Here is a 22,487-nt window from a genome sequence, read left to right as displayed (position 1 = left end):
GCATGTCAGACACACAATTTGATCTTATTGTGATAGGCGCTGGTCCAGGTGGCTATGTGGCTGCGATTCGTGCAGCCCAACTGGGCTTAAAAACAGCGATTGTTGAAGAACAGCATTTGGGTGGCATTTGCCTGAATTGGGGCTGTATTCCAACCAAAGCTTTATTGAGTGGCGCGGCGCTTGCACAGCAATTTAAACATTCACAACAGTTTGGTTTTTCTTTGGGTGCGATTGATTTTGATATCCAACAACTGGTACGTCATAGCCGTCAGGTGTCTGAACAGTTGGTACAAGGGATTGGGCAATTACTGAAAAAGAATCAAGTTACTGTTTTTAATGCAAGCGCTCAATTTATCGCGAAAGAATGCTTAGAGTTGACTGATACAAAGGGTCAAAAACAACAGATTTCTGCACCGCATATTATTGTGGCAACGGGTGCTAGAGCCGCCAATTTAGCGCATGTTCCTGTCGATGGACAGCATGTCTGGAGTTATAAAGAGGCCTTAATCCCAGAACAATTGCCGAAATCACTTCTGGTGATTGGTTCAGGGGCCATTGGCAGTGAGTTTGCCAGTTTGTATCAGGACTTAGGTTGCCAAGTCACCTTGGTTGATATTGCCAAACAGATCCTACCCAGTGAAGACCTTGAAGTTGCCAAATATGTGCAAAAGCAATTTGAACAGCATGGCATGACGGTTTTGACTGAAGCGGCTGTACAAAACATCGAAATCGACAAGGGCCAAGTACATTGTCATGTTGAAACTGCAACAGGTGTACAAACCATCACTGTTGAAAAAGTCCTTTCCGCAATCGGTGTGCAACCCAATACTCAAAATCTGGGTTTAGAAACATTGGGTATTGAGTTTGAGCATGGTTTTATCAAAGTTGATCCGTGGTGTAAGACCAATGTGGTTGGAGTTTATGCCATTGGTGATGTCGCAGGTGCGCCATGCTTGGCACATAAAGCCAGTCATGAAGCAATTATATGTGTGGAGAAAATTGCTGGACTGACGCATGTACATGCTTTAGATCGTAGCCAAATTCCAGGGTGTATTTTTACCCATCCGCAGGTTGCAAGTATTGGGCTAAGCGAGCAAAAAGCCAAAGCAGCAGGTTTTACAATCAATGTAGGTAAATTCCCTTTACAAGCCAATGGTAAAGCTTTGGCTTTAGGCGAGACCACAGGATTTGTAAAAACTATTTTTAATCAAGAAACAGGGGAATTGTTGGGGGCACACATGGTGGGTCATGAGGTCACTGAACATATTCAGGGCTTTGCCATCGCTAAATATTTAGAAGCCACTGATGAAAGCCTAGCACAGGTGATTTTCCCACATCCTACGTTATCTGAGGCGATGCATGAGTCGGTTTTATCGGCAATGCAACGTGCAATCCATATTTAAGGAGTCGCAACATGCCTAGAGGTCTAAACAATAAAGTCGCATTAATTACAGGTGCCGCACAGGGCATAGGACGCGGTATTGCTTTACGCTTGGCACAAGAGGGCGTACATATTGCCTTGGTTGATCTTCACCAAGAAAAGTTAACTGCTGTTCAGCAAGAGATTCAAGCATTTGGGGTAAAAGCCACCACATTTATTGCAGATGTTGCTGATCCTGTACAAATCAGCAGTGCGATTGATCATGCAGAATCGACATTAAATGGCTTTGATATCATTATTAATAATGCAGGGATTGCCCAAGTCCAAGCCTTGGCGGAGGTGAGTCCAGATGAATTTAATCGGATTATGAATATCAATGTAGGTGGTGTGCTGTGGGGAATTCAGGCCGCTGCCGATAAATTTAAACAGCGCCATCATTCTGGCAAAATCATCAATGCATGTTCGATTGCTGGGCATGAAGGTTTTGCCTTGCTTGGTGTCTATTCAGCCACTAAATTTGCCGTTCGTGCCTTAACTCAAACTGCAGCAAAAGAATATGCCAGTGCTGGTATCACGGTAAATAGTTACTGTCCCGGTGTAGTCGGTACAGATATGTGGGTGGAGATAGATCAACGTTTTGCTGATATCACTGGTACACCCGTTGGTGAAACTTATCAGAAATATGTGGATGGAATTGCTTTAGGACGTGCCGAAACCCCAAATGATGTTGCCGCATTGGTTGCTTTTCTAGCCAGTGAGGATGCTGATTATATTACTGGACAGTCAATTTTGACCGATGGCGGAATGGTTTATCGTTAATACTGGAATGAGGAATGCATCAATGAAAGCAGCTCGTTTTTATGATAAAGGGGATATCCGTATTGAGGATATTCCAGAACCACAGGTACAACCAGGAACTGTTGGAATCCAAGTCGCATGGTGTGGTATTTGTGGCACAGATTTACATGAATTTATCGATGGTCCAATTTTTATTCCTCCGTGTGGTCATCCGCACCCGATTTCGGGTGAAGCTGCACCCGTGACTATGGGGCATGAGTTTTCAGGCGTGGTGTACGCTGTAGGGGATGGCGTTAATGATATTCAGGTGGGGCAACATGTTGTGGTTGAGCCTTATATCATTGCAGATGATGTTCCGACTGGACCACATGACAATTATCACTTGTCAAAAAATATGAATTTTATTGGTCTAGGTGGTCGCGGTGGTGGGCTATCTGAAAAAATTGCGGTACAACGCCGTTGGGTACATCCCATTTCTGACCAAATTCCCTTGGATCAAGCCGCATTGATTGAACCTTTATCTGTCGGACATCATGCTTTTGTAAGAAGTGGAGCACAGTCAGGTGATATTGCCTTGGTTGGTGGGGCGGGCCCGATTGGATTGTTATTGTCTGCAATTTTAAAGGCCAAAGGCTTAACTGTCATCATTACCGAGCTCAGTGCAAAACGTAAAGAAAAAGCCTTAGAAGCAGGTGTTGCCGACTATGTGCTAGATCCGTCTCAAGTGGATGTTGTGGCTGAAGTAATGAAAATTACCCAAGACCGTGGAGTGGATGTGGCTTTTGAATGCAGTAGTGTCAATAAGGTCATGGATACACTGGTGGCAGCCATGAAACCGACCGGTGTGGTGGTGATAGTTTCAATCTGGAGTCATCCTGCAACGATTAATGTGCATAGTGTGGTGATGAAAGAGCTGGATATTCGCGGCACGATTGCCTATGTCAATGATCATCAAGAAACCATTCGCTTGGTTGAGCAAGGTAAAATTAATTTAGAACCTTTTATTACCCAAAGAATTGCTTTAGATGATTTGGTTTCGCAAGGCTTTGAAACCTTGATTCATAACAACGAATCTGCGGTTAAAATTATTGTGCATCCCTAGTAAATTGAGTGTGTCTTTATTCAATGCCAATATTGAGTCAGCAAGCAAACAATGAAAATGATCTGTGAACAAATATAAATGTTGTTCACAGATCGATATAAGCTGATTTCTGCTGTTGTATTAAGAGTTATTATCACTGAGCTTAACGTTGCTTTGTGAAGCCTTATTCTCTGATGCTTGATGAGCGCCCCAATTAAACTTTTGGGCACAAATCCCAAGACCTACGATAAGTAAGGCCAGTACACTGGTATATGCAACTTCTTTAAAATAAGTTCCTTCAATAACCATTGTAATTAATGCACCAATAATAAAGACAATCACCAGATAGGTCAGCCAAGGAAATAACCACATTTTAAATGGAATATGTTCACCTTCGGCTTCGAGTTTTTTACGTAACTTTAATTGTGAAAACGCAATTGCGAGATATACATAGAGGGATACTGTACCTGTTGTCAGCATGAGTACATCATAAATATTCATACTTTCAGTCGCGGTAAAATAAACGGCAACGAATGAAAACAGACTCGAAAAAATGACGCCAATCCATGGGCTGTTATTACGATTGGTCAATGCAAAGCTCTTCGGTGCATCTCCTCGTTTAGAAAGCGAATATACCATGCGAGAACAGGTGTAAAGCGCCGAGTTAAAGCAACTACATACTGAGGTTAACACCACAAAATTGACAATATGACGTGCTTCAGGAATACCCAGTGCTGTTAGGGTTACACTGTATGTCCCCCAAGTTGGATCTTTTAATAAAGGGTTGTTATGTGGAATTAAGCAAACAGTAATCAACATTGAGCCGACATAAAATAGAATGATCCGCCATACGATTGAGTTGGATGCTTTACGGATTTCTTTGGCTGGATTTTTGGTTTCAGCGGCTGCAACAGTCACAATTTCTGCGCCCATATAGGCAAACATTACACCGAGCAAGGCCGTAATGACTGAAGAAAAGCCATTTGGCATAAACCCTTCAGCTGTTAAATACGTAACACCACCGACCATTGCGGCATCGCCCCAAGGCCATATATGTAAGATGGCTAAACTTCCGATCACCAAGAATAGAATAATGGCAATGACTTTGATTAAGGCAAACCAAAACTCAAATTCGCCATAGTTTTTAACATCGCGTAAATTAATCCAAACTAAACTTACAATAACAAGGAGCATATAGCCCCAAATGGGAATAAATGGAAACCAGTTATTGAGAATTTTGCCTGCAACAAAGGCTTCCCATCCCATCAGTAAAGTCCAAAAGGACCAATACAGCCAGCCAATTGAAAATCCAGCCCAACGACCAATGGCACGGTCTGCATAAGTTGAAAATGAGCCACTGTCAGGATTCAGTACTGCCATTTCACCCAGCATACGCATGATCAGTAGAACCAATAATCCGCCGAAAGTGTAGGCAAGGATTGCAGCTGGTCCTGCATCGTAGATCACATTTCCAGAGCCAACAAATAATGCACCGCCAATAACACCGGCAATCGAAATCATAGTGAGGTGGCGGGATTTAAGTCCATTTTTTAAGCCTTGTGGCGAATCTAGCTTGGAAGCAGATTGATTTCCAGTCATATTATTTCCCTTAATATCAAGCATATAATTGCAGTTGAGCGCTATGCTATTTTTTAATGATCTATCCTTTGAAATGCAGCTAAATGATTAAGCACTGAATGAAGATGAGGTTAACTTTGCTCAATCGCATATTTTGTAAACAGGGGAAGGATTACCCTTTGGCGACTAAACTGTTTACATACTTTTTATGTATTCGATTAATTTGGCTTTTTTGTTATCAGGTGACGAGAGCCACTTTTTATCTATTCAAAGGAGCCAATTATTTTAAAAATGTGAAAAGGGCGAGGAAAAAAAATGTACAGAAAAATCAAGTTGCTCAATAAAATGAACAATATTCTATGGTTGTGTTGAGGTTTTAAAGCGGGTAAAAATGAAGTTAAACTTTAAAATGAAATTTTAATGGATCTCTGATTTTTTAATGATTGAGCGTCGGAATACCAACATCACGTAAGCATTTCAGTAAAATACCGAAAGCGACAAAAATGGCTTGTTCATTAACACAGGCGAAACCGAGCAATAGACCTTTCTGTTGAGTAGAGTATTGTTTTGTATAGTATTGTGACAGTGCTCTGACTTTTACCCCTTGATCAAGCGCGTTCGATGCAATCAAAACATCATCACTATGACTCGGTAATTTCAAAATAAGGTGTAAACCTGCTGCTGTATTGTATTCATGTAGGAAATCTTGTCCTAAATGGCGGTAAATTAAATCAATTAAAAATGCATGGCGTTTGCTATAAAGTAAACGCATACGTCGAATATGTGCGCCATAATGCCCCTCACGAATAAACTCAGCCAATACTTTTTGATCGATTAAATGTCCTCCTCGATAGAGTTCTGCTGAGACAATGCGTAATGGTGAAAACAGTTTTTTGGGTACGACCAAATAACCAATACGTAGCGCTGGATAAATGGTTTTACTGAATGTTCCCATGTAAATGACGGGTGAATCTGGTTCTAAACCTTGTAAAGAGGGATAGGGTTGTCCTGAAAATCTGAACTCACTGTCATAATCATCTTCGACAATCCAGCTTTGGTGTTGACGTGCAAACGCGATCAGCTGTTTTCTACGTTCAAGACTTAGATGTGAACCCAATGGATACTGGTGAGAAGGCGTAACGAAGATCAGCTTAGGTGGGCATTGAGGATTAAGGTCTGGAATAATCCCATCTTGGTCGACAGGCAGCGAACGTAAATTAACCCCATTAATGCGTAGAATATTGCGGGCTCCCCAATAAGCAGGGTCTTCGATCCAAACTTCATCACCGATATCAGTCAAGGTCCGAGAAACTAAATCAATAGCTTGGTGTGTACCTTCGGTAATGATGATTTGGTCTGCATCACATTGAACTGAACGCGCAATTTTGAGGTATTCCGCAAGTTCCTGACGTAGCTCCAAACTGCCACCAGCATTGCTATAAATTAATTGATTAATTTCTGGTTCACGGCTTAAACGGGTCTGAATTCGGCTAAAAATATGATGCGGAAATTCCGTTACATCAGGTTCGCCTGGTACAAATGCCCCCCATTGATAGGGTGATGCAGCGGAATAGCCGATTAAGTAAGAACCACGTTGAGATAAGCTGTAACTTTGCTGAGATTTTTTTTCTTGAATGGGCTGATGGGGATTTTCTGCTTTGACTAAAAATGATTCAGGTAATTCATCTGCGACCCAAGTCCCTTGCCCAGTACGAGCATTTACATAACCTTGTGCTTGTAATTGTTCATAAGCGCTTAACACGGTATTGCGAGAAACTTTAATTTCTTTTGCCAAGTCACGCGATGCAGGTAAACGGGTTTTAGGTGCCAATACACCATCAATTATGGCATTGCGTAAGCAGCGAAATAGCCGTAACTGCAAGGTTCCATCGATATCTTGCTGCAATCGTTGTAGTAAATAATCTCCAAGCAAGCTACGCAATTGGCTCTCTCCTACAAATTGAAAATGGCTCTCGTGGGCACAATGTCAACACGTGCAAAATGATCTAGTCAGACCATGATTGTTAAAAAAATTGCTTCATCTCTGGCTGAAAAATACCAACCCGTAAATGGCAGAAAAAAATATACACAGATCTGACTAAAAGCCCAAGCAAAAAAATCAAGCTTATTTTTTAGATCAGATCGTGCTGCTAAAACTTAGGGAATCGTAAATATCAACAAGGCTACATCATTTTTAGTTTTTTGCAGTCGCGAGGAAATGCGTCTACATACAAAAATAGGATTATATAATGAACAGGATAGTGAACGAGCTTACACATAAGCAACAAGGGGCAATTGCTTGGAATAATGATCTTCAGCCATCTGCATATTTTGAGGCATCCAGTGAAGATCAATTTAGCGAAAAGGGGGGGATGCTGAACTGCCTGAAGAGGAATTTAAGGCCTGATATTCCAGTAAAATTGATTTTGTTGGTTACGCTGCTCAGCGTAATGACAGTATCTACGGCTATTTATGCTGAGGATCTTTCTTGGGGAAATGCTGATACGGCATTGGGGAAACTGACGGTGTCAGGGTGGGTACGTGCGAATTACCAAGATAAAGATTATTCGGACAGTGACCATAAATTAAAGTTTAATGCTGCGAAACTCGACTTAAAATATGATGCCAAGACCTTGTTTGCTGGCGTGGAATATCGTTGCTATCAAAATGATACCTTGTGTGATTTTTCAACTTTGGTCAATGCCAATCTTGGTTATAAGTTAAGTGATACGAGCAGGATTAGGCTTGGATTGCAGGATATGCCCTTTGGTATAGGTCGTTTCTGGACCAGTAGTTGGTATGGGAGTTTAATGGACAATGCCGGTTTAGAAGATGTGCATAATTTAGGAGTCAATTGGCAGCAGCAACTCAGCACCAATACTGTTTTGGACTTGGCTTATTTTGCTCGTGATGGTGGAAGTTTTGCAGGGGGTGGTGGAGATTCAGCGCGTTATGCAGCCAATTATGTTGAGCCTGAAGATACAACGACAGAGAATATCGAAGAAAAAAATATGTGGGTTGCACGGATTAATCAGAAAATTCACTTCGATGATTATCCTGTTCAATTGAATGTAGGGGGATCGTATTGGTATTCGGATTTGGAAAATAATAGCAATGGGCAAACTGGTCATCGTCATGCATGGAATGTTTTTGGTCGCTTAAATTACCAAAAGGCGAATTTAACCTTGACCGCTGGGCAGAATCGTAGTGATACCAAGTCATTAAACCCTACAGACTATACAACGGTTGGTTCATTTGAATCTAAATATTTTGTTGCCAACAAAAGCAATTACTATGTAGCGAATATTGATTATCATATCAATGATTTTTATAGAGATTATGATATTACCCCTTATTATAGCTATACCGTGTTTGATAAAAATAAGTCAGGTTTTGCCACATCAACCCGACAAATCCTTGGTGCACATATGGACATAAAGCAATTTTCGTTAGCAGCAGAATATATCGTGGGGAAAAATGATGTATTTATTGGTGGTGATGCCAATTCTCTAGCAAAAGGCGATGCATCAGGGCAGAGTAAACTCCTTAATTTACTGTTTATTTATAATTTTTAGTTTTTTCGCATAACTTAAACAATGGCACCCTTTTAAAAGGTGCCATTTTTTTATCAGCTAATTTTAAAACTAAGATTTATCCGTATTTATTGAATTTTAATTTTTTTAAAAATAGAGCAAGTGTATACATTGGCTCTCTCGCACTTAATTAAAGTGGCTCTCGTTTCATACCCATAAAAGCGCACAATAAGACAAATCAATATGTCATTTGCATATCATCAATTGGGTGATATGGATGCTGAAATTTTATCATTTATGAATCAAGATTGAGGATATAAAATGGACAGTAAACACTCTGCTTTGAATACGCGTAAACAGCAGGCAACACCTCGAGGAGTTGGTGTTATGTGTCAATGGTATGCGGAGAAAGCAGAAAATGCGACAATTTGGGATCTTGAAGGCAATCAATTTATCGATTTTGCTGGTGGAATTGCGGTACTCAACACAGGTCATCGTCATCCTAAAATTATTGCTGCTGTTACTGAACAATTAACAAAATTTACCCATACAGCATATCAAGTTGTACCTTACGAAAGTTATGTATCGCTTGCCGAGCGTATTAATCAACGCGCCCCGATAGATGGTCCTGCAAAAACTTCATTCTTTTCTACGGGCGCAGAAGCTGTAGAAAATGCAGTAAAAATTGCCCGTTCATATACACGTCGCCACGGTATTGTAACTTTTGGAAATGGATTCCATGGTCGCTCATTTATGACCATGGCAATGACAGGTAAAACAGCACCTTATAAACGTGATTTCGGTGTGATGCCTGGAGGCGTTTTTCATGCGCGTTATCCAGTGGCGTCGAAAGGCATTACGATAGATGACGCAATTCAAAGCATCGAAGATATTTTTGCTGAAGATATTGCTGCGCATGATGTGGCTGCAATTGTACTTGAACCTGTGCAAGGAGAAGGTGGCTTCAATGTAGCCCCAGCGGAATTCTTAATGCGTTTACGTGCACTATGTGACTTGCATGGTATTTTGCTGATCGCAGATGAGGTTCAGTCTGGCTTTGCGCGGACAGGCAAATTATTTGCTATGAATCACTATGAAACTAAAGCTGACCTCATCACTATGGCAAAAAGCTTAGGTGGTGGTTTCCCTATCTCAGGTGTAGTTGGCCGTGCTGATGTGATGGATGCACCGAATCCTGGCGGGTTAGGTGGCACTTATGCGGGCAGTCCAATCGCGGTTGCTGCAGCACATGCAGTTATTGATGTTATTGAAAGTGAAGGTCTATGTGATCGCGCCAATGTATTGGGTGCTGAGTTGGTTTCAGTATTAAATACAATTAAGTCCACCACCAGCATTGTTACCGATATTCGCGCTTTGGGTTCAATGGTTGCAATTGAACTAGAAACAGCTGAACAAGCAAAAGCAATACAGACGCATGCAATGGAAAATGGCTTACTGATTTTAACCTGTGGCCGCAATGGTAATGTCATTCGTTTCTTATACCCATTAACAATTCCAACAGCGCAATTTAAAGATGGTCTCGCTATTTTAAAACAAGGGTTTGCAACGCTGGTTGCAGCATAAGAAATGGGGGATTGAAATGCTTCAAGATCATTTGAAATATTTATTACAGCATGCAGATATTCACTTTGAACAACCGTTAAATGGTGGCTACATCGAAGTGAGTGATGCTGCAACTCATGCGCCATTAGCATGGGTGAAAGCATCTGATCATCAGGCGGTCGAACAAGCAATTATCCGTTCACAAGCTGCACAAAGAATGTGGAAAGCAAAAACAGCCTTGCAGCGTGCGGATGTGTTGTGGGCATGGTACAACTTGATTTTGCAAAATCAGGAGCAACTCGCACAAATTTTGACCGCAGAGCAAGGTAAGCCTTTGTTGGAAGCACGTGGTGAAATTACTTATGCGGCATCATTTATTCGCTGGTTTGCCGAACAGGCGCGTCGTATTGATGGTGAGGTACTGACCCCAACACAGCCAAATCAGCGTTTGCTGGTTATTAAGCAAGCGATTGGGGTAACAGCTGCGATTACGCCATGGAATTTCCCTGCGGCGATGACTACCCGTAAAGCTGCGCCTGCCATTGCTGCGGGTTGTTCGATGCTGGTTAAGCCTGCGGAGCAAACGCCATTAACGGCGTATGCTTTAGAAGTCTTGGCAGTGCAAGCGGGTTTGCCACAAGATGTATTGCTTCATATCAGTGGTGATGCAATTGAAGTCGGTAAAACACTGTGTGAAAGTGATACTGTTAAAAAGCTGAGTTTTACTGGTTCAACTCAAGTGGGCCGTATTTTAATGCAACAGTGTGCGCCAACAATCAAAAAATTATCACTGGAGCTTGGTGGCAACGCACCAGTATTGGTTTTTGATGATGCCAATCTGGAACAAGCCGTACAAGGCATTATGCTGAGCAAATTCCGTAATAGTGGTCAGACCTGTGTTTGCGCGAATCGTATTTATGTACAAGATGGTATTTACGATGCATTGGCTGAAAAATTGACGGCTGCTGTGGCGAACTTAAAAGTTGGTGATGGTCGTCAAGAAGGCTCAACTCAAGGCCCTTTAATTGATGAAGATGCTGTTGCTAAAGTGCAATCACATATTGCAGATGCAATCAGCAAAGGGGCACAGATTAAAATTGGTGGAAAACGTTCAAGTTTAGGGGGAACTTTCTTTGAGCCGACGGTGTTAACTGAGGTGACTCAAGACATGCACGTTGCAAAACAAGAAACCTTCGGTCCTTTGGCTGCATTATTCCGTTTCAGCAATGAAGAACAAGCCGTAGCAATGGCAAATGATACTGAGTTTGGACTGGCGACTTATGTGTTTACACAGAGTTCAGCACGTCAATGGCGTGTAGGTGAAGCCTTAGAATATGGCATGGTTGGTATTAATACTGGTGCTATTTCAAATGAAGTTGCGCCATTTGGTGGAATTAAACAATCAGGTCTAGGACGTGAAGGTTCTAAATTTGGTATTGATGAATATCTCGAAATGAAATATCTATGTGTGGATTTATCTGCATAAATACGTTCTTTTCATCATGCTTTTTAATAGGGTCTGTAGGCATTTCATAAATGGCTTGCGTTGTAGGTTAAAATTGAGCAGGCAAGGCATGAAACGAAGAGAATAGCGAGACTATTTTCGAGTTTCATAACGAAGACTGAGATAATTTTAGCCACAACCCTTCGGGACTAGCGTGTTTTTTGCCGCTACGTCGTTACGAACTACTCATTTAGAATGACTAAATTTCGTATTTCGCGCCTAGTATCGCCTAAAAAACACACGTAGTCGCAAACGTAGACGAATTGTCTACAGACCCTAATCAGTCTTGCCCATTCAAGACTGATTTTTTTAATTTAGGGAAAATTTAATTTGTAGCTTAGCCATTGCACAATGATCTTAGCGAATCAGCTGTTAAAGACAGCCTGAATCTATAAAGTCTTATATCTGGTTATTTTAAATCATCTCTTTCATTGATCATGGTTAATGCCCCAATGATTAATGCCTCCATACTCTGGATAAATTCCGCCTCCATTTCTGCTTCTTCAGCGGCACGTTGGGTGTCTTTAATCGGTTCTTTACCCGCCACAGAATAAATCGTATCTGCAACCGCGATACAGTGAAATGCAATGGTTGCATTTAACCAACCCGCCTGCTTTTCAGAAAGAGAATAAGCCGCCGCAACTTGATGATGATGTTTTTCAATTTTGGTAATCATCGAAGGTGTTGATGCCATGCGACGAATTAAATAGGGGGTAAAGCCGGGGTTGGACTTCACCAGTTCTCGAATTGAATGCATAAATTCAAACAGATATTGTTTTAATGGAATCGGATTTTTTTCTAAAGGCTGTGGTATTTCCCAACGAATAAAAATTTCTTCTGCAATCAAGTGTTTGAGGTCTTCTAAACTGGCAATATGTTTGTATAACGCCATATGACTGACCCCAAGTGCAGCCGCAACACCAACAAATGTAAGGTTCAATAAACCGATCTCAATCCCAGCATTCATGATGCGTTCATGGGTGATGGTACGTGGGCGACCGCGAGAAGACGGTTTGCTCAGAGAAGACATATTTATTCCGTAAAAATTAATTTTTTAATGTTGCCATGTGAATGGATGAGGGTCAAATCGTTTACTTTGCTTAATTAGTTTACTACAATGCAACTAAATATATTGATATTAATTCTCATTATTGTTTGATGGCATGTCTAGCGGAGTTTTAGTCAGAATCAACTGACCAAAAGCGGATGGATGTGAACGATCAGACACAGGATTTTTACTGTTATGTGTGCAAGTCATGTAAAAGAAGTTCAGGCTCAGTATTCAAATCCATTGAATTTTATATTGCATCCAATTCGGCTCAAGTTAATTTTGGCTTCGGTCACGGCAGCGGTTGGTTCAATGCTCACCTTGGTGCCTTTGATCGCGATTACATGGGTGATCAGTACTATATTTACCGAAGTAACTACACTCGGTGGATCACAACAGGGTGACGATAAAATCCTATGGATGATGTTACTCAGTATTGGGTGTTTGTTGCTCGGCATGCTTTTGTTGACCGTCAGTGAGTTAATCGCGCATTTGGCGGATCATGAAATTACTGGGCAATTGCAAAGCAATATAACCCAGCATCTGACCCAAGTTCCTCTGGGATGGTTTACAGGCAGAAGTTCGGGAGAAGTTAAACAAATCATGCAGGATGACATTGGTCTACTGCATAGTTTAACTGCACATTTTTATCCCGCTGTTGGACGTGCATTCGGCACAATTAGTGTTGCTGTAATTTTTCTATTGATGATGGACTGGCGCATGGCAATTTTAGCTTTATTGCCATTTTTAGGCTTTGTCATATTTTTACGCAAAGCCATGCTTGCCAGTGGAAATAATATTCAGCAATTTGCCACTCAGCTGGGTCAGATCAATAGTGCCGCTGTTGAATTTATCCATGCAATACCCGTCGTCAAAACCTTTGGCAAAAGTGGTCAGGCTTCACAGGGCTATCAGCAGGCCGTTCATTCATTTGCAGATGCTTTTCGAATATTTACTCGTCCCTTAGTCAAATCTATGGCACATGCCCATGCGCTGATTTCACCGATCACCATATTAGGTGTTGTACTGCTGAGTGGAACACTATTGATTTCTTTGGGTTGGCTTAAACCCATAAATTTACTGCCTTTTATGTTGATTACACCAACCATCTGTGCCCCCGTTTTATTGTTGCATACCTTATTACATGATCTACAGGCCAGTCAGGCTGCCGCACAGCGAATTTTGGCATTATTGGATACACCAGTATTGCCAATGGCTAAAGGGAATCCACAATTACAGATTAAAGACAGCAGTATTGATTTTCATCAAGTCAGTTATGGCTATACAGCGCAGCATCAAGTGCTATCTGATCTTAATTTTTCACTTAAGTCTGGAACCATCACTGCAATTGTCGGTCCATCGGGTGCAGGGAAGTCAACCATTGCTCAGCTGTTGCTACGCTTTTTTGATCCTGTTGCAGGAACGATCATGCTTGGTGGCATAGATCTACGCGATATTCAAACCACCACACTTTATCAACAGATCGGATTTGTTTTGCAGGATACCCGTCTCATTCATGCCAGTGTACGTGACAATATTGCTCTCGGACGTCCAAACGCCAACCAACAAGAAATAGAACACGCAGCAAAGGCTGCAAATATTCATGATCGAATTATGGCGTTGCCACAAGGCTATCAATCTATTGTGGGGAAAGATGCCCAGTTGTCAGGGGGTGAACGTCAAAGGATTAGTATTGCCAGAGCAATTTTACTGGACCCACCGATATTGGTGCTGGATGAGGCCACAGCTGCCGCTGATATTGAAAATGAAATTGCAATTCAGGATGCTCTTTCAAAATTTGCCCAAGGTCGAACCCTTTTAGTTATTGCACATCGTTTAGATACCATTATGAATGCTGACCAAATTCTTGTCCTTGATCAAGGAAAAATTGTTGAACAGGGTACCCATGAGGCGTTGTTCGCTCAGCAAGGTTTTTATCATCAATTATGGACCTATACCGAAAAGCATATTCACACGCAAATGGGAGAAGCATCATGCTAAAAACCTTTTCTCAATTGCTGGGTGATGATGTCACTATTCTTCACCGTTATCTGGCGATGGCAGTTGTATATGCTGTGTTTTGTGGTCTGAGCCTGATCATGTTGGCGTTGATTTTGTCTCAATTGATGCTTGCTAATCTTGATCAAATGGCGCTTTGGCTGATCTTATTATTTTTTGCAATCATCCTGTGTTGGTGTCTTCGCCGTGTAGTGGAGCAAATGGGAATTGCTGTTGGTATAGCTGTTTTAGAAAATGCCCGTCTGCGTTTGGGGCATCATGCCGCAAGTCTACCTGTCGGTTGGTTTACCCAACAAAATACTACTCAATTCAATCATCTTGTCACTCAAGGCATGATGTCGGTTGCGCAATTACCAGCGCACGTTTTTACCCCTGTGATTAGCAGTGTGATCACGCCTTTGGTCATTGTCATCGCATTGTTATGTATACATGGTGTGTTCGGCTTGATTGCATTGGTTGCGCTTCCGCTGATTGTGCTGATATTTAGATTGACCAGTAAAATTGCCCGTTTTACAGATGAGCGATACCAACAGAGTTTTGCTGAAACAAGCCAACGTATGGTGGAGTTCGCGCAAGCTCAATCCGTTTTACGTGCTTTTAATGGTGAAGGTCGTAGCACCCGATTTATTCATCAAGCCGTAGACCAGCAACGACATTTCGGTTTAAAGCTTATTTTAATGTCGTCCTTATCAGCGGTATTGAATAGCTGGGCCATTCAAATTGTGTTTGCGATATTTTTGATTGTTACGGTATTTTGGCTGAACATCCACAGCGCAAATCAGCTCTTATTGGCAGACATTGTCAACATTACCGTTTCACTGCTCCTCGTTTGTCGATTTATTGACACCTTGCTTGAGGTTGCAAGCTATAGCGAAGTATTGCGTAGTGCAGGCAGTCAACTTGAAGCCATACAACAGATTTTTAACGCCAAAGCATTAGCACAAGTTGAGATTTCTACAAGTCTCAATGATGCATCGATTGAATTTAAAAATGTTCAATTCCGTTATGCAGAGGATGAGCCTGATGTCTTAAAGGGTGTGGATTTATATATCCCTTCAGGCACTATGATGGCGCTGATTGGTGCTTCTGGTTCTGGAAAAACCACTTTAGCCAAACTCGTTGCGCGTTTTTTTGATGTGAATCAAGGGCAAGTGTTGTTAGGTGGGGTGGATGTCAAGCAATTACGCTATGAACAACTGACTACACAGATCAGTCAAATCTTCCAAGACAACTATTTGTTTTCGGGCTCGATTGCTCAGAATATTCGTATGGGTAAAGCCAATGCAACCGATGATCAGGTGATGCAGGCAGTCCAGCAAGCGGGCATCACAGAAATGCTGGCGCGTCTTCCTGATGGTCTTGAAAGTATGGTGGGAGAAGGTGGTGTACGATTATCAGGCGGTGAACGACAACGGATTACCATTGCACGCGCGTTGATTAAAGACGCACCTATTCTTTTGGTGGATGAAGCAACTGCTGCTTTAGATGCAGAAAATCAGGCGATTATTTGTGAATTGCTGAATCGCTTACGGGGGCAAAAAACAATATTGGTGATCGCACATCAACTCTCGACAATTGCTGCTGCAGATCACATTGCGGTATTAGAAAAAGGCCGAGTGATTGAGCAGGGAACACCCGCACAATTACGCTTGTTGCATGGACATTATGCCCGTTATTTAGCGCAGGGGCAGGCGGTTAAAGGATGGCGACTAGGCAAAAATGTACAGGTCGGAGAGCATGCCTAATGCCTGTCGTTTTATTGTTACTGTTTGGTATGTTGTGCATCGCATCCTTACTACTCGGTGCTCAGCAAATCGCATGGTCAGACTTATTTTCTGCATCCAGTGATGCATGGCTCACCCTTAGTGCAAGTCGGATTCCACGTTTGATCACGATTGTATTAACGGGTGTGGGCTTGTCAGTGTGTGGTGTGATCTTACAGCATATTGTCCGAAATCGTTTTGTTGAACCGGGTACAACTGGGAGTTTGGATGCCGCCAAGCTTGGAATTTTAGTGTCATTAACGCTTATTCCAGCCGCAAGTGTACTCAGTAAAATGCTGTTTGCGATGCTTTTTTGTTTCCTTGCCAGTCTGATTTATATCGCCATCATTCGCCATATCCAATTTAGGAATACCGTTTTAGTGCCCGTGATTGGTTTGATGTATGGCGGCATATTGAGTGCATTGGCAGAGTTCTATGCTTATCGCAATAATATTTTGCAGAGCATGCAAGGCTGGCTGATGGGGGACTTTTCAAGAGTCATTCAAGGCCACTATGAAATGATTTATATCATCTTGCCCATCGTGGTACTGAGCTATGTTTTTGCTCATCGCTTTACGGTACTGGGGATGGGCGAGGAAATGGCCTCAAGTCTGGGGCTAGGCTATGCAAGGATGGCTGCAATTGGCTTGTTGCTGGTTGCCATCACTGTTGCAGCAACGGTGATTACCGTTGGCGCTATTCCTTTTGTCGGATTGGTGGTTCCCAATCTGGTTGCCTTGATGTATGGCGAAAACTTGGCAAAAACCTTACCCATTGTGGCTTTGGCAGGTGCTTCTTTACTGTTGGTCTGTGACCTTATCGGACGTTCTGTACTTTATCCCTTTGAAGTGCCTATCGGTTTAACTGCTGGTGGTGTCGGTGGGGTTTTATTCCTGATATTGATTCTGAGGGGGCTTCGATCGTGACAAAGTTGAAGCTATCGCTGCTGGTATTCAGCGTAATGGTGCTGGCTGTATTGTTTGTCTTTCTAAATGCAGGATTTGATTTTGATTATGTCATTCCGCAACGGCTGGTTCGGCTCGCCAGCATCGTGCTTGGCGGAATATGTGTTGCATTTTCTTCGATTATCTTTCAGACCATCGTCGGCAATCGTATTTTAACCCCATCCATCATGGGCTATGAAGCCGTCTATTTGTTATGGCAGGTCATGTTGCTGTTTTTTCTTGGCACTTCTGGATTGTCATGGCTGGGTTTAAATGGAAATTTCTTTGTTTCAATCTTGCTGATGCTGATTTATTCGTGGGCAATGCACCGTTGGTTGCTGACCCGAGTGCGCAATGATGTCTTTCAACTGCTGTTATTTGGCTTAGTACTCACTATGGTGATTAGTACCGTCACTCAGTTTATCCAGCTCAAAATAAGCCCCGGTGAGTTTTCAGTATTTCAAGGACTCAGCTATGCCTCATTTAATCGTTCTCAACCTGAAACATTAATTTATGCAGTGGTGACGGTTGTTATGGTTCTTGGGTTACTGAGAAAAAAATATGCTGTTTTGGATGTGATGGTGCTCGGTCGTGAACAGGCAATTTCATTGGGGATTGATCATCATCAATACGTCAAATTCTATCTTGCCTTGATTGCAGTCTTGGTTGCAATTTCAACCAGCTTGATTGGCCCTACCGCATTTATGGGGGTGTTTATTGCCAATATTGCTTATGCACTCGCAGGAACGCATCAACATAAATTTACCTTAGCTATCGGCTGTGTTGTAGCGATTGCCATATTTATTCTCGCTCAGATTTTAGTTGAGCATGTTTTTAATTATAAAACGACAGTCAGTATTTTAGTCAATTTGGTATGTGGTGTGTACTTTCTTGTACTGACAGTTCGTGCCAGAGGTGTTTCATGATTAGGGTGCGTAATATCCATAAATCCTATGGGGGAAAAAGTGTGCTTTCGGATGTCAATATTGAATTTCCTGAAAAGCAGGTGACTTCACTCATTGGTCCAAACGGGGCGGGTAAATCAACTTTATTAATGATGCTGGCGAATTTATCGAGCCCTGATCAAGGTCAAATTTTATTTCAGCAGAAAGATATTACCCAGATCCGAACGGCTGAATATGCCAAATATGTTGCAACCTTACGACAGTCTCCAAGTTTTAACTTACGCATGAGCGTAGAAGAACTAGTGTCTTTTGGGCGGTTCCCTTATAGCGGTGGTGCTTTGACCGCAAACGATCATCAGGTGATTGATGAGGCAATTCAATTTCTAAATTTAGAAGCATTACGTAAAGCCTATATCGATGAATTGAGTGGAGGCCAACGGCAGATGGCTTTTCTGGCGATGACCATTGCTCAGCAGACTGAGGTGCTTTTATTGGACGAGCCTTTAAATAACCTTGATATGAAACATGCTGTTCAGATCATGCATGCATTACGTCGTTTATGTGATGAACAGGGGCGTACCGTGATTCTGGTGATTCATGACATCAATTTTGCAGCGAATTATTCTGACCATATTGTTGCCTTGAAGAACGGCAAACTACGTTTTAGTGGCCCAGTCAAACAGGTGATTACTGCGCAACAATTAGATGATTTGTATGAACTTGATTTTGAAATTACCTACAGTGAACAAGGCTGTATGTGCAACTACTTCAACTCAACAGGAGCTTGAATACACATGAAATGGAAAAATAACGGCTGGACTCTGGCACTGAGCATGATAGCCGCAATCAGCTTATCGGGATGTGACAAAAAACCTGCTGCTGATGCGAACCAAGGCGCTCAAAAATTAGCAACCCCGATCATGGTTAAACATGAACTAGGAACCACCAGCATTGCCTATCATCCTCAACGTGCTGCGGTATTGGATATGAATGAAGCTGATTTTCTTGATCAACTGAGTATTCCTATTGCGGGTATGCCCAAAGATTATGTACCGCATTTTTTGCAAAAGTATAAAGATGATCAAAAGGTTCAAGATCTAGGTGCGATTGTTCAGCCCAATATGGAACGGATTTACACACTCAAACCAGACATCATCTTAATGACGCCACTGCAAGCAAATCAGTATCAAGCGTTGAGTAAAATTGCTCCGACTGTGCACTATGACATCAATTTCAATAACAGTCAGCAGCATCACATTGAGGCGATTAAAGCGCATTTGATCATTTTAGGCCAGATCTTTAATCAACAGCAATTGGCGACGCAAAAAGTAGATGCATTGGATGCCAAAGTAGCAGAAGTACGAAAAATAACTGCAAATCGTCCTGAAAAAGCTTTGGTGGTCTTACATAACAATGGTGCCTTTAGCAACTTTGGAGTTCAGTCACGTTATGGCTTTGTATTTAATGCATTCGGGGTAAAACCAGCCAGTACAGTGGTAGATACAAGTTTGCATGGTCAACCGATTTCTAGTGAATTTATCAAACAGGCTGATCCCGATATTTTGTATATCGTCGATCGTACAGCCGTCATGGAACATCGTCCGACGATTGATGCTGAGCGGATGAGTAATCCTTTATTACGCCAAACCAAAGCATGGAAAAATGGCAAAGTGGTTTTTGTTGATACAGATGCTTGGTACATCACTGCGGCAAGCCCAACCTCCATGCATATTTTAATTGATGATGTCATCAAGGGGTATCAGCTATGAATTAGGTCTTTACACGATAAATTTATAGCCAGATAAGCTCTAGCCAAAGCACCCATACCGTGAACAAGTGACTACAGCATACTTTTCAATAAAAAAAGTGTGATAGGGAAACTTGTGCTTAAAAAATGAAAGGAAATTTGTATATGAAATATGGTCGTCCACTTTTTCAGCATGCTTTGAAATCACAGTGTCGAGATTCAAGCCCGCAATTTAAACTGAAAAACTTGATTTCCGCTCAACTGTTGTTGGGTTTCGGATTAACTTTGGTGATTCCGATCTCAACAATTCATGCGCAAACACCTGATCTGCCATCATCAGATCACGAGGCATTGCAAAATTTACCCACCATCCATGTACAAGCTGTGAATGAAAAAAACAGTGTTTTAGCGGGGCAGATTTCTTCGCAAAATAAGTTGGGTTTTTTAGGTGAGAAAGGCTTTTTAGAAACGCCATTTAATAGCATTGGCTATACAGACCAATATATTGAAAATCAACAGGCAAAAGATATTACCGATGTCATTGCTAAAACCGACCCATCGGTATTTACCAATGGTGCCAGTGGCGGCTGGAGTGAAAACTACTATATTCGTGGCTTTGCTTCGAGTACAAGTGATATGTCAATGAACGGCATGTTTGGCATCACACCTTTTTATCGAAGCTCTCCTGAAATGTTTGAACGAATCGAGGTCCTCAAAGGACCTACAGCATTACTCAATGGGATGCCGCCAGCAGGATCTGTGGGGGGCATGGTCAATTTAGTCAGCAAGCGTGCAGGCGATGATCCATTGCAACGTTTTACCGCGACCTATATGTCTGATTCACAGTTTGGTGGTCATCTCGATATCGGCAGACGTTTCGGTCAAAATAAAGATTTTGGTGTACGTTTAAATACAGTATATCGTGATGGAACAGGCGCAATTAAAGACCAAGATAAAAAAACAGCCTTAGTTTCTTTAGGTCTGGATTGGCGTGGCGAACGTGCACGTATTTCAGCAGACCTCTATACAGCTGAGGATCGAGTAGATGGTGTCAACCGTGGGATTAATTTACTCTCAGGGGTTGCGATTCCTAAACCACCAAAACCAGACACACTATTAAATCCAGACTGGTCTTTTGTTGAAACCAAAGATAAGGGTGCTATGCTTCGTGGTGAATATGACTTGAGTGATCGAGTTATGGCCTATGCCACTTATGGACAAAGTAAAACTGATTATAAATATAATGGTGCCATGTCAGCGACCGTGCTCGACAGTCAAGGCAGGCTTGAAACCAAGATTGGTCAGTTGGCTTTTGACCTTGAAAAGAAATCAGCTGATCTAGGTATAAAAGGAAAATTTGATACAGGATCTATTGGTCACCAATGGGTTGTCAATGCAACATATTACCAACATGATCAAAATGACTATGGGGTAAGAAATGTGGCTGGGGCTGAATGGATCACCAATCTTTATCATCCAGTTTGGGGAAATCCAGTTCGCTTTAATGCGCCACATATTTCTAAAACAGCATCTCGTTTAAACAGTTATGGGATTGCGGACACCTTATCTTTTGCTCAAGATCAAGTCCAATTGACCTTGGGTGTACGACAACAGAATGTGCTGAGTGAAGCTTTTAATATTGTTACAGGCAGTCGAACATCACATTATGATGAAAGTGCCACCACACCTGGGGCTGCGATATTGTTTAAAGCCACAGAGCATATTTCCTTATATGCAAACTATATAGAAGGCTTAAGCCAAGGCTCAACCGCACCGTATACTGCGGCAAATGCGGGTGAAGTTTTTGCGCCTTTTAAAACAAAGCAAAAAGAGCTTGGGATTAAAATGGATTTAGGGAAATTCTCAAACACTTTGAGTCTGTTTGAAATTGAAAAACCAAGTAGCTATACCGATCCCGTCAGCAATATTTTTACTGCTGATGGCGAGCAGCGCAATAGAGGAGTTGAATGGAGCTTCTTTGGAGCACCTATTGCGAATCTTCGTGTAATCGGTGGTGTTGCCTATATTGATCCTGAATTAACCAAAACTGCAGGTGGTAAAAACCAAGGCAATATTGCGACTGGGGTTGCCAAGCAACAGGCGAAATTAGGCATGGAGTGGGATATTTCGATGTTGCAGGGTTTAACCTTGACTGGAAATGCCACAGCAGTTTCAAAGCAATATATCAATCAGGAAAATACACTACATGCTTCTGGACGAACACTGTTTGATGTTGGGGCGAGATATAAGACCAATGTTTCAAGTTTTCCACTGAGCTTAGCTGCGAGTATCAATAACGTGACCAATAAGGCCTATTGGGGCATGCCACAATTGTCCAGTTTAGCCTTGGGTGCGCCGCGAACTTATATGCTGTCGGCTTCTATCGATTTTTAATTTAAGCGATACAGCACTATATTTTTATATGGTGCTGTATGTTGATTCAATGAGGGGCTTTAAATCATTTAAATCTGTTCAATCAAAAATAAAGCGGATGGGGATGTTGTCTCAGGGCAGGCTTGCTTAAAGTACTGTTGATAAAACAACACTAAATCTAAAACAAGTGATGAAATCTAAACATTTATTAAAATTATATTTTGCATAAGACATTGAAAATTATAAAAAT

16 protein-coding genes are annotated in these 22,487 nt (G+C 41.8%); 13 read left to right on the top strand and 3 right to left on the bottom strand.

What is annotated here, in order from left to right; genetic code table 11:
- Positions 1-2: 2 nt before the first annotated feature.
- Genes lpdA through MTO68_RS17835 form a run of 3 tightly spaced genes read left to right on the top strand, consistent with a single transcriptional unit; the run spans position 3 to position 3,281 of the window.
- The gene (gene lpdA / locus MTO68_RS17845; protein WP_244013710.1) at positions 3-1,403 is read left to right on the top strand and encodes a dihydrolipoyl dehydrogenase; all 1,401 of its coding nucleotides are present in this window, start codon (positions 3-5) and stop codon (positions 1,401-1,403) included.
- Between the two features lie 11 nt (positions 1,404-1,414).
- Positions 1,415-2,200 (top strand): acetoin reductase, encoded by a 786-nt coding sequence (locus MTO68_RS17840; RefSeq protein ID WP_244013708.1) that lies wholly within the window; start codon positions 1,415-1,417, stop codon positions 2,198-2,200.
- 22 nt (positions 2,201-2,222) lie between these two features.
- Positions 2,223-3,281, top strand: a complete 1,059-nt coding sequence (locus MTO68_RS17835; protein ID WP_244013707.1) for a 2,3-butanediol dehydrogenase — start codon at positions 2,223-2,225, stop codon at positions 3,279-3,281.
- 120 nt (positions 3,282-3,401) lie between these two features.
- On the opposite strand, the gene MTO68_RS17830 is transcribed toward MTO68_RS17835, so the two are convergent.
- Together MTO68_RS17830 and MTO68_RS17825 are read right to left on the bottom strand one after the other, a co-directional pair.
- Positions 3,402-4,859 carry an amino acid permease gene (locus MTO68_RS17830; protein WP_244013705.1) on the bottom strand — a complete coding sequence of 486 codons (1,458 nt, stop codon included), beginning with the start codon at positions 4,857-4,859 and terminating at the stop codon, positions 3,402-3,404.
- Between the two features lie 415 nt (positions 4,860-5,274).
- On the bottom strand, positions 5,275-6,780 hold the full coding sequence (locus tag MTO68_RS17825) for a PLP-dependent aminotransferase family protein (protein WP_244013703.1): 1,506 nt from the start codon (positions 6,778-6,780) through the stop codon (positions 5,275-5,277).
- 307 nt (positions 6,781-7,087) lie between these two features.
- Between MTO68_RS17825 and MTO68_RS17820 the strand changes: the two genes are divergently transcribed.
- The 3 genes from MTO68_RS17820 to MTO68_RS17810 all read left to right on the top strand — a co-directional run bounded on the left by MTO68_RS17820 (position 7,088) and on the right by MTO68_RS17810 (position 11,420).
- Positions 7,088-8,413 (top strand): hypothetical protein, encoded by a 1,326-nt coding sequence (locus MTO68_RS17820; RefSeq protein ID WP_244013701.1) that lies wholly within the window; start codon positions 7,088-7,090, stop codon positions 8,411-8,413.
- 279 nt (positions 8,414-8,692) lie between these two features.
- Complete coding sequence (gene gabT, locus MTO68_RS17815; RefSeq protein WP_224964065.1) at positions 8,693-9,955, top strand: 4-aminobutyrate--2-oxoglutarate transaminase; 1,263 nt, start codon at positions 8,693-8,695, stop codon at positions 9,953-9,955.
- A 16-nt stretch (positions 9,956-9,971) separates the two neighbouring features.
- On the top strand, positions 9,972-11,420 hold the full coding sequence (locus MTO68_RS17810; protein WP_244013699.1) for an NAD-dependent succinate-semialdehyde dehydrogenase: 1,449 nt from the start codon (positions 9,972-9,974) through the stop codon (positions 11,418-11,420).
- Between the two features lie 427 nt (positions 11,421-11,847).
- On the opposite strand, the gene MTO68_RS17805 is transcribed toward MTO68_RS17810, so the two are convergent.
- The gene (locus MTO68_RS17805) at positions 11,848-12,468 is read right to left on the bottom strand and encodes a TetR/AcrR family transcriptional regulator (RefSeq protein ID WP_244013698.1); all 621 of its coding nucleotides are present in this window, start codon (positions 12,466-12,468) and stop codon (positions 11,848-11,850) included.
- A 213-nt stretch (positions 12,469-12,681) separates the two neighbouring features.
- On the opposite strand from MTO68_RS17805, the gene MTO68_RS17800 reads away from it, so the two are divergent.
- The 7 genes from MTO68_RS17800 to MTO68_RS17770 all read left to right on the top strand — a co-directional run bounded on the left by MTO68_RS17800 (position 12,682) and on the right by MTO68_RS17770 (position 22,258).
- Positions 12,682-14,487, top strand: a complete 1,806-nt coding sequence (locus tag MTO68_RS17800) for an ABC transporter ATP-binding protein (RefSeq protein ID WP_244013696.1) — start codon at positions 12,682-12,684, stop codon at positions 14,485-14,487.
- Positions 14,481-16,250: an ABC transporter ATP-binding protein gene (locus tag MTO68_RS17795; RefSeq protein ID WP_244013694.1), complete on the top strand. Its 1,770-nt coding sequence runs from the start codon at positions 14,481-14,483 to the stop codon at positions 16,248-16,250. Before MTO68_RS17800 ends, MTO68_RS17795 begins: the two co-directional genes overlap by 7 nt.
- Entirely contained in the window at positions 16,250-17,194 is a 945-nt protein-coding gene (locus MTO68_RS17790) for an iron chelate uptake ABC transporter family permease subunit (protein ID WP_244013692.1), read from the top strand. The genes MTO68_RS17795 and MTO68_RS17790 overlap by 1 nt, the downstream gene beginning before the upstream one ends.
- A 35-nt stretch (positions 17,195-17,229) precedes the next feature.
- The gene (locus MTO68_RS17785) at positions 17,230-18,138 is read left to right on the top strand and encodes an iron chelate uptake ABC transporter family permease subunit (protein WP_244015997.1); all 909 of its coding nucleotides are present in this window, start codon (positions 17,230-17,232) and stop codon (positions 18,136-18,138) included.
- Positions 18,135-18,905, top strand: coding sequence for an ATP-binding cassette domain-containing protein (locus MTO68_RS17780; RefSeq protein WP_056513049.1), 771 nt, complete (start codon positions 18,135-18,137; stop codon positions 18,903-18,905). The genes MTO68_RS17785 and MTO68_RS17780 overlap by 4 nt, the downstream gene beginning before the upstream one ends.
- A gap of 6 nt (positions 18,906-18,911) precedes the next feature.
- Positions 18,912-19,886 carry a siderophore ABC transporter substrate-binding protein gene (locus MTO68_RS17775; RefSeq protein ID WP_244013690.1) on the top strand — a complete coding sequence of 325 codons (975 nt, stop codon included), beginning with the start codon at positions 18,912-18,914 and terminating at the stop codon, positions 19,884-19,886.
- A 143-nt stretch (positions 19,887-20,029) separates the two neighbouring features.
- On the top strand, positions 20,030-22,258 hold the full coding sequence (locus tag MTO68_RS17770) for a TonB-dependent siderophore receptor (RefSeq protein ID WP_244013688.1): 2,229 nt from the start codon (positions 20,030-20,032) through the stop codon (positions 22,256-22,258).
- Positions 22,259-22,487 lie beyond the last annotated feature (229 nt).

The sequence above is a fragment of the Acinetobacter sp. NyZ410 genome (genome assembly GCF_022828975.1).
Taxonomy (GTDB): domain Bacteria; phylum Pseudomonadota; class Gammaproteobacteria; order Pseudomonadales; family Moraxellaceae; genus Acinetobacter; species Acinetobacter guillouiae.
Note: the sequence above shows the minus strand (reverse complement) of the source record. Positions and strands in the feature narration are given on the sequence as shown.

Coding starts and splice junctions, on each gene's coding strand:
- lpdA (WP_244013710.1), top strand. CDS start 3: ATGTCAGACACACAATTTGATCTTATTGTGATAGGCGCTGGTCCAGGT.
- MTO68_RS17840 (WP_244013708.1), top strand. CDS start 1,415: ATGCCTAGAGGTCTAAACAATAAAGTCGCATTAATTACAGGTGCCGCA.
- MTO68_RS17835 (WP_244013707.1), top strand. CDS start 2,223: ATGAAAGCAGCTCGTTTTTATGATAAAGGGGATATCCGTATTGAGGAT.
- MTO68_RS17830 (WP_244013705.1), bottom strand. CDS start 4,859: ATGACTGGAAATCAATCTGCTTCCAAGCTAGATTCGCCACAAGGCTTA.
- MTO68_RS17820 (WP_244013701.1), top strand. CDS start 7,088: ATGAACAGGATAGTGAACGAGCTTACACATAAGCAACAAGGGGCAATT.
- gabT (WP_224964065.1), top strand. CDS start 8,693: ATGGACAGTAAACACTCTGCTTTGAATACGCGTAAACAGCAGGCAACA.
- MTO68_RS17810 (WP_244013699.1), top strand. CDS start 9,972: ATGCTTCAAGATCATTTGAAATATTTATTACAGCATGCAGATATTCAC.
- MTO68_RS17805 (WP_244013698.1), bottom strand. CDS start 12,468: ATGTCTTCTCTGAGCAAACCGTCTTCTCGCGGTCGCCCACGTACCATC.
- MTO68_RS17800 (WP_244013696.1), top strand. CDS start 12,682: ATGTGTGCAAGTCATGTAAAAGAAGTTCAGGCTCAGTATTCAAATCCA.
- MTO68_RS17795 (WP_244013694.1), top strand. CDS start 14,481: ATGCTAAAAACCTTTTCTCAATTGCTGGGTGATGATGTCACTATTCTT.
- MTO68_RS17790 (WP_244013692.1), top strand. CDS start 16,250: ATGCCTGTCGTTTTATTGTTACTGTTTGGTATGTTGTGCATCGCATCC.
- MTO68_RS17785 (WP_244015997.1), top strand. CDS start 17,230: ATGGTGCTGGCTGTATTGTTTGTCTTTCTAAATGCAGGATTTGATTTT.
- MTO68_RS17780 (WP_056513049.1), top strand. CDS start 18,135: ATGATTAGGGTGCGTAATATCCATAAATCCTATGGGGGAAAAAGTGTG.
- MTO68_RS17775 (WP_244013690.1), top strand. CDS start 18,912: ATGAAATGGAAAAATAACGGCTGGACTCTGGCACTGAGCATGATAGCC.
- MTO68_RS17770 (WP_244013688.1), top strand. CDS start 20,030: ATGAAATATGGTCGTCCACTTTTTCAGCATGCTTTGAAATCACAGTGT.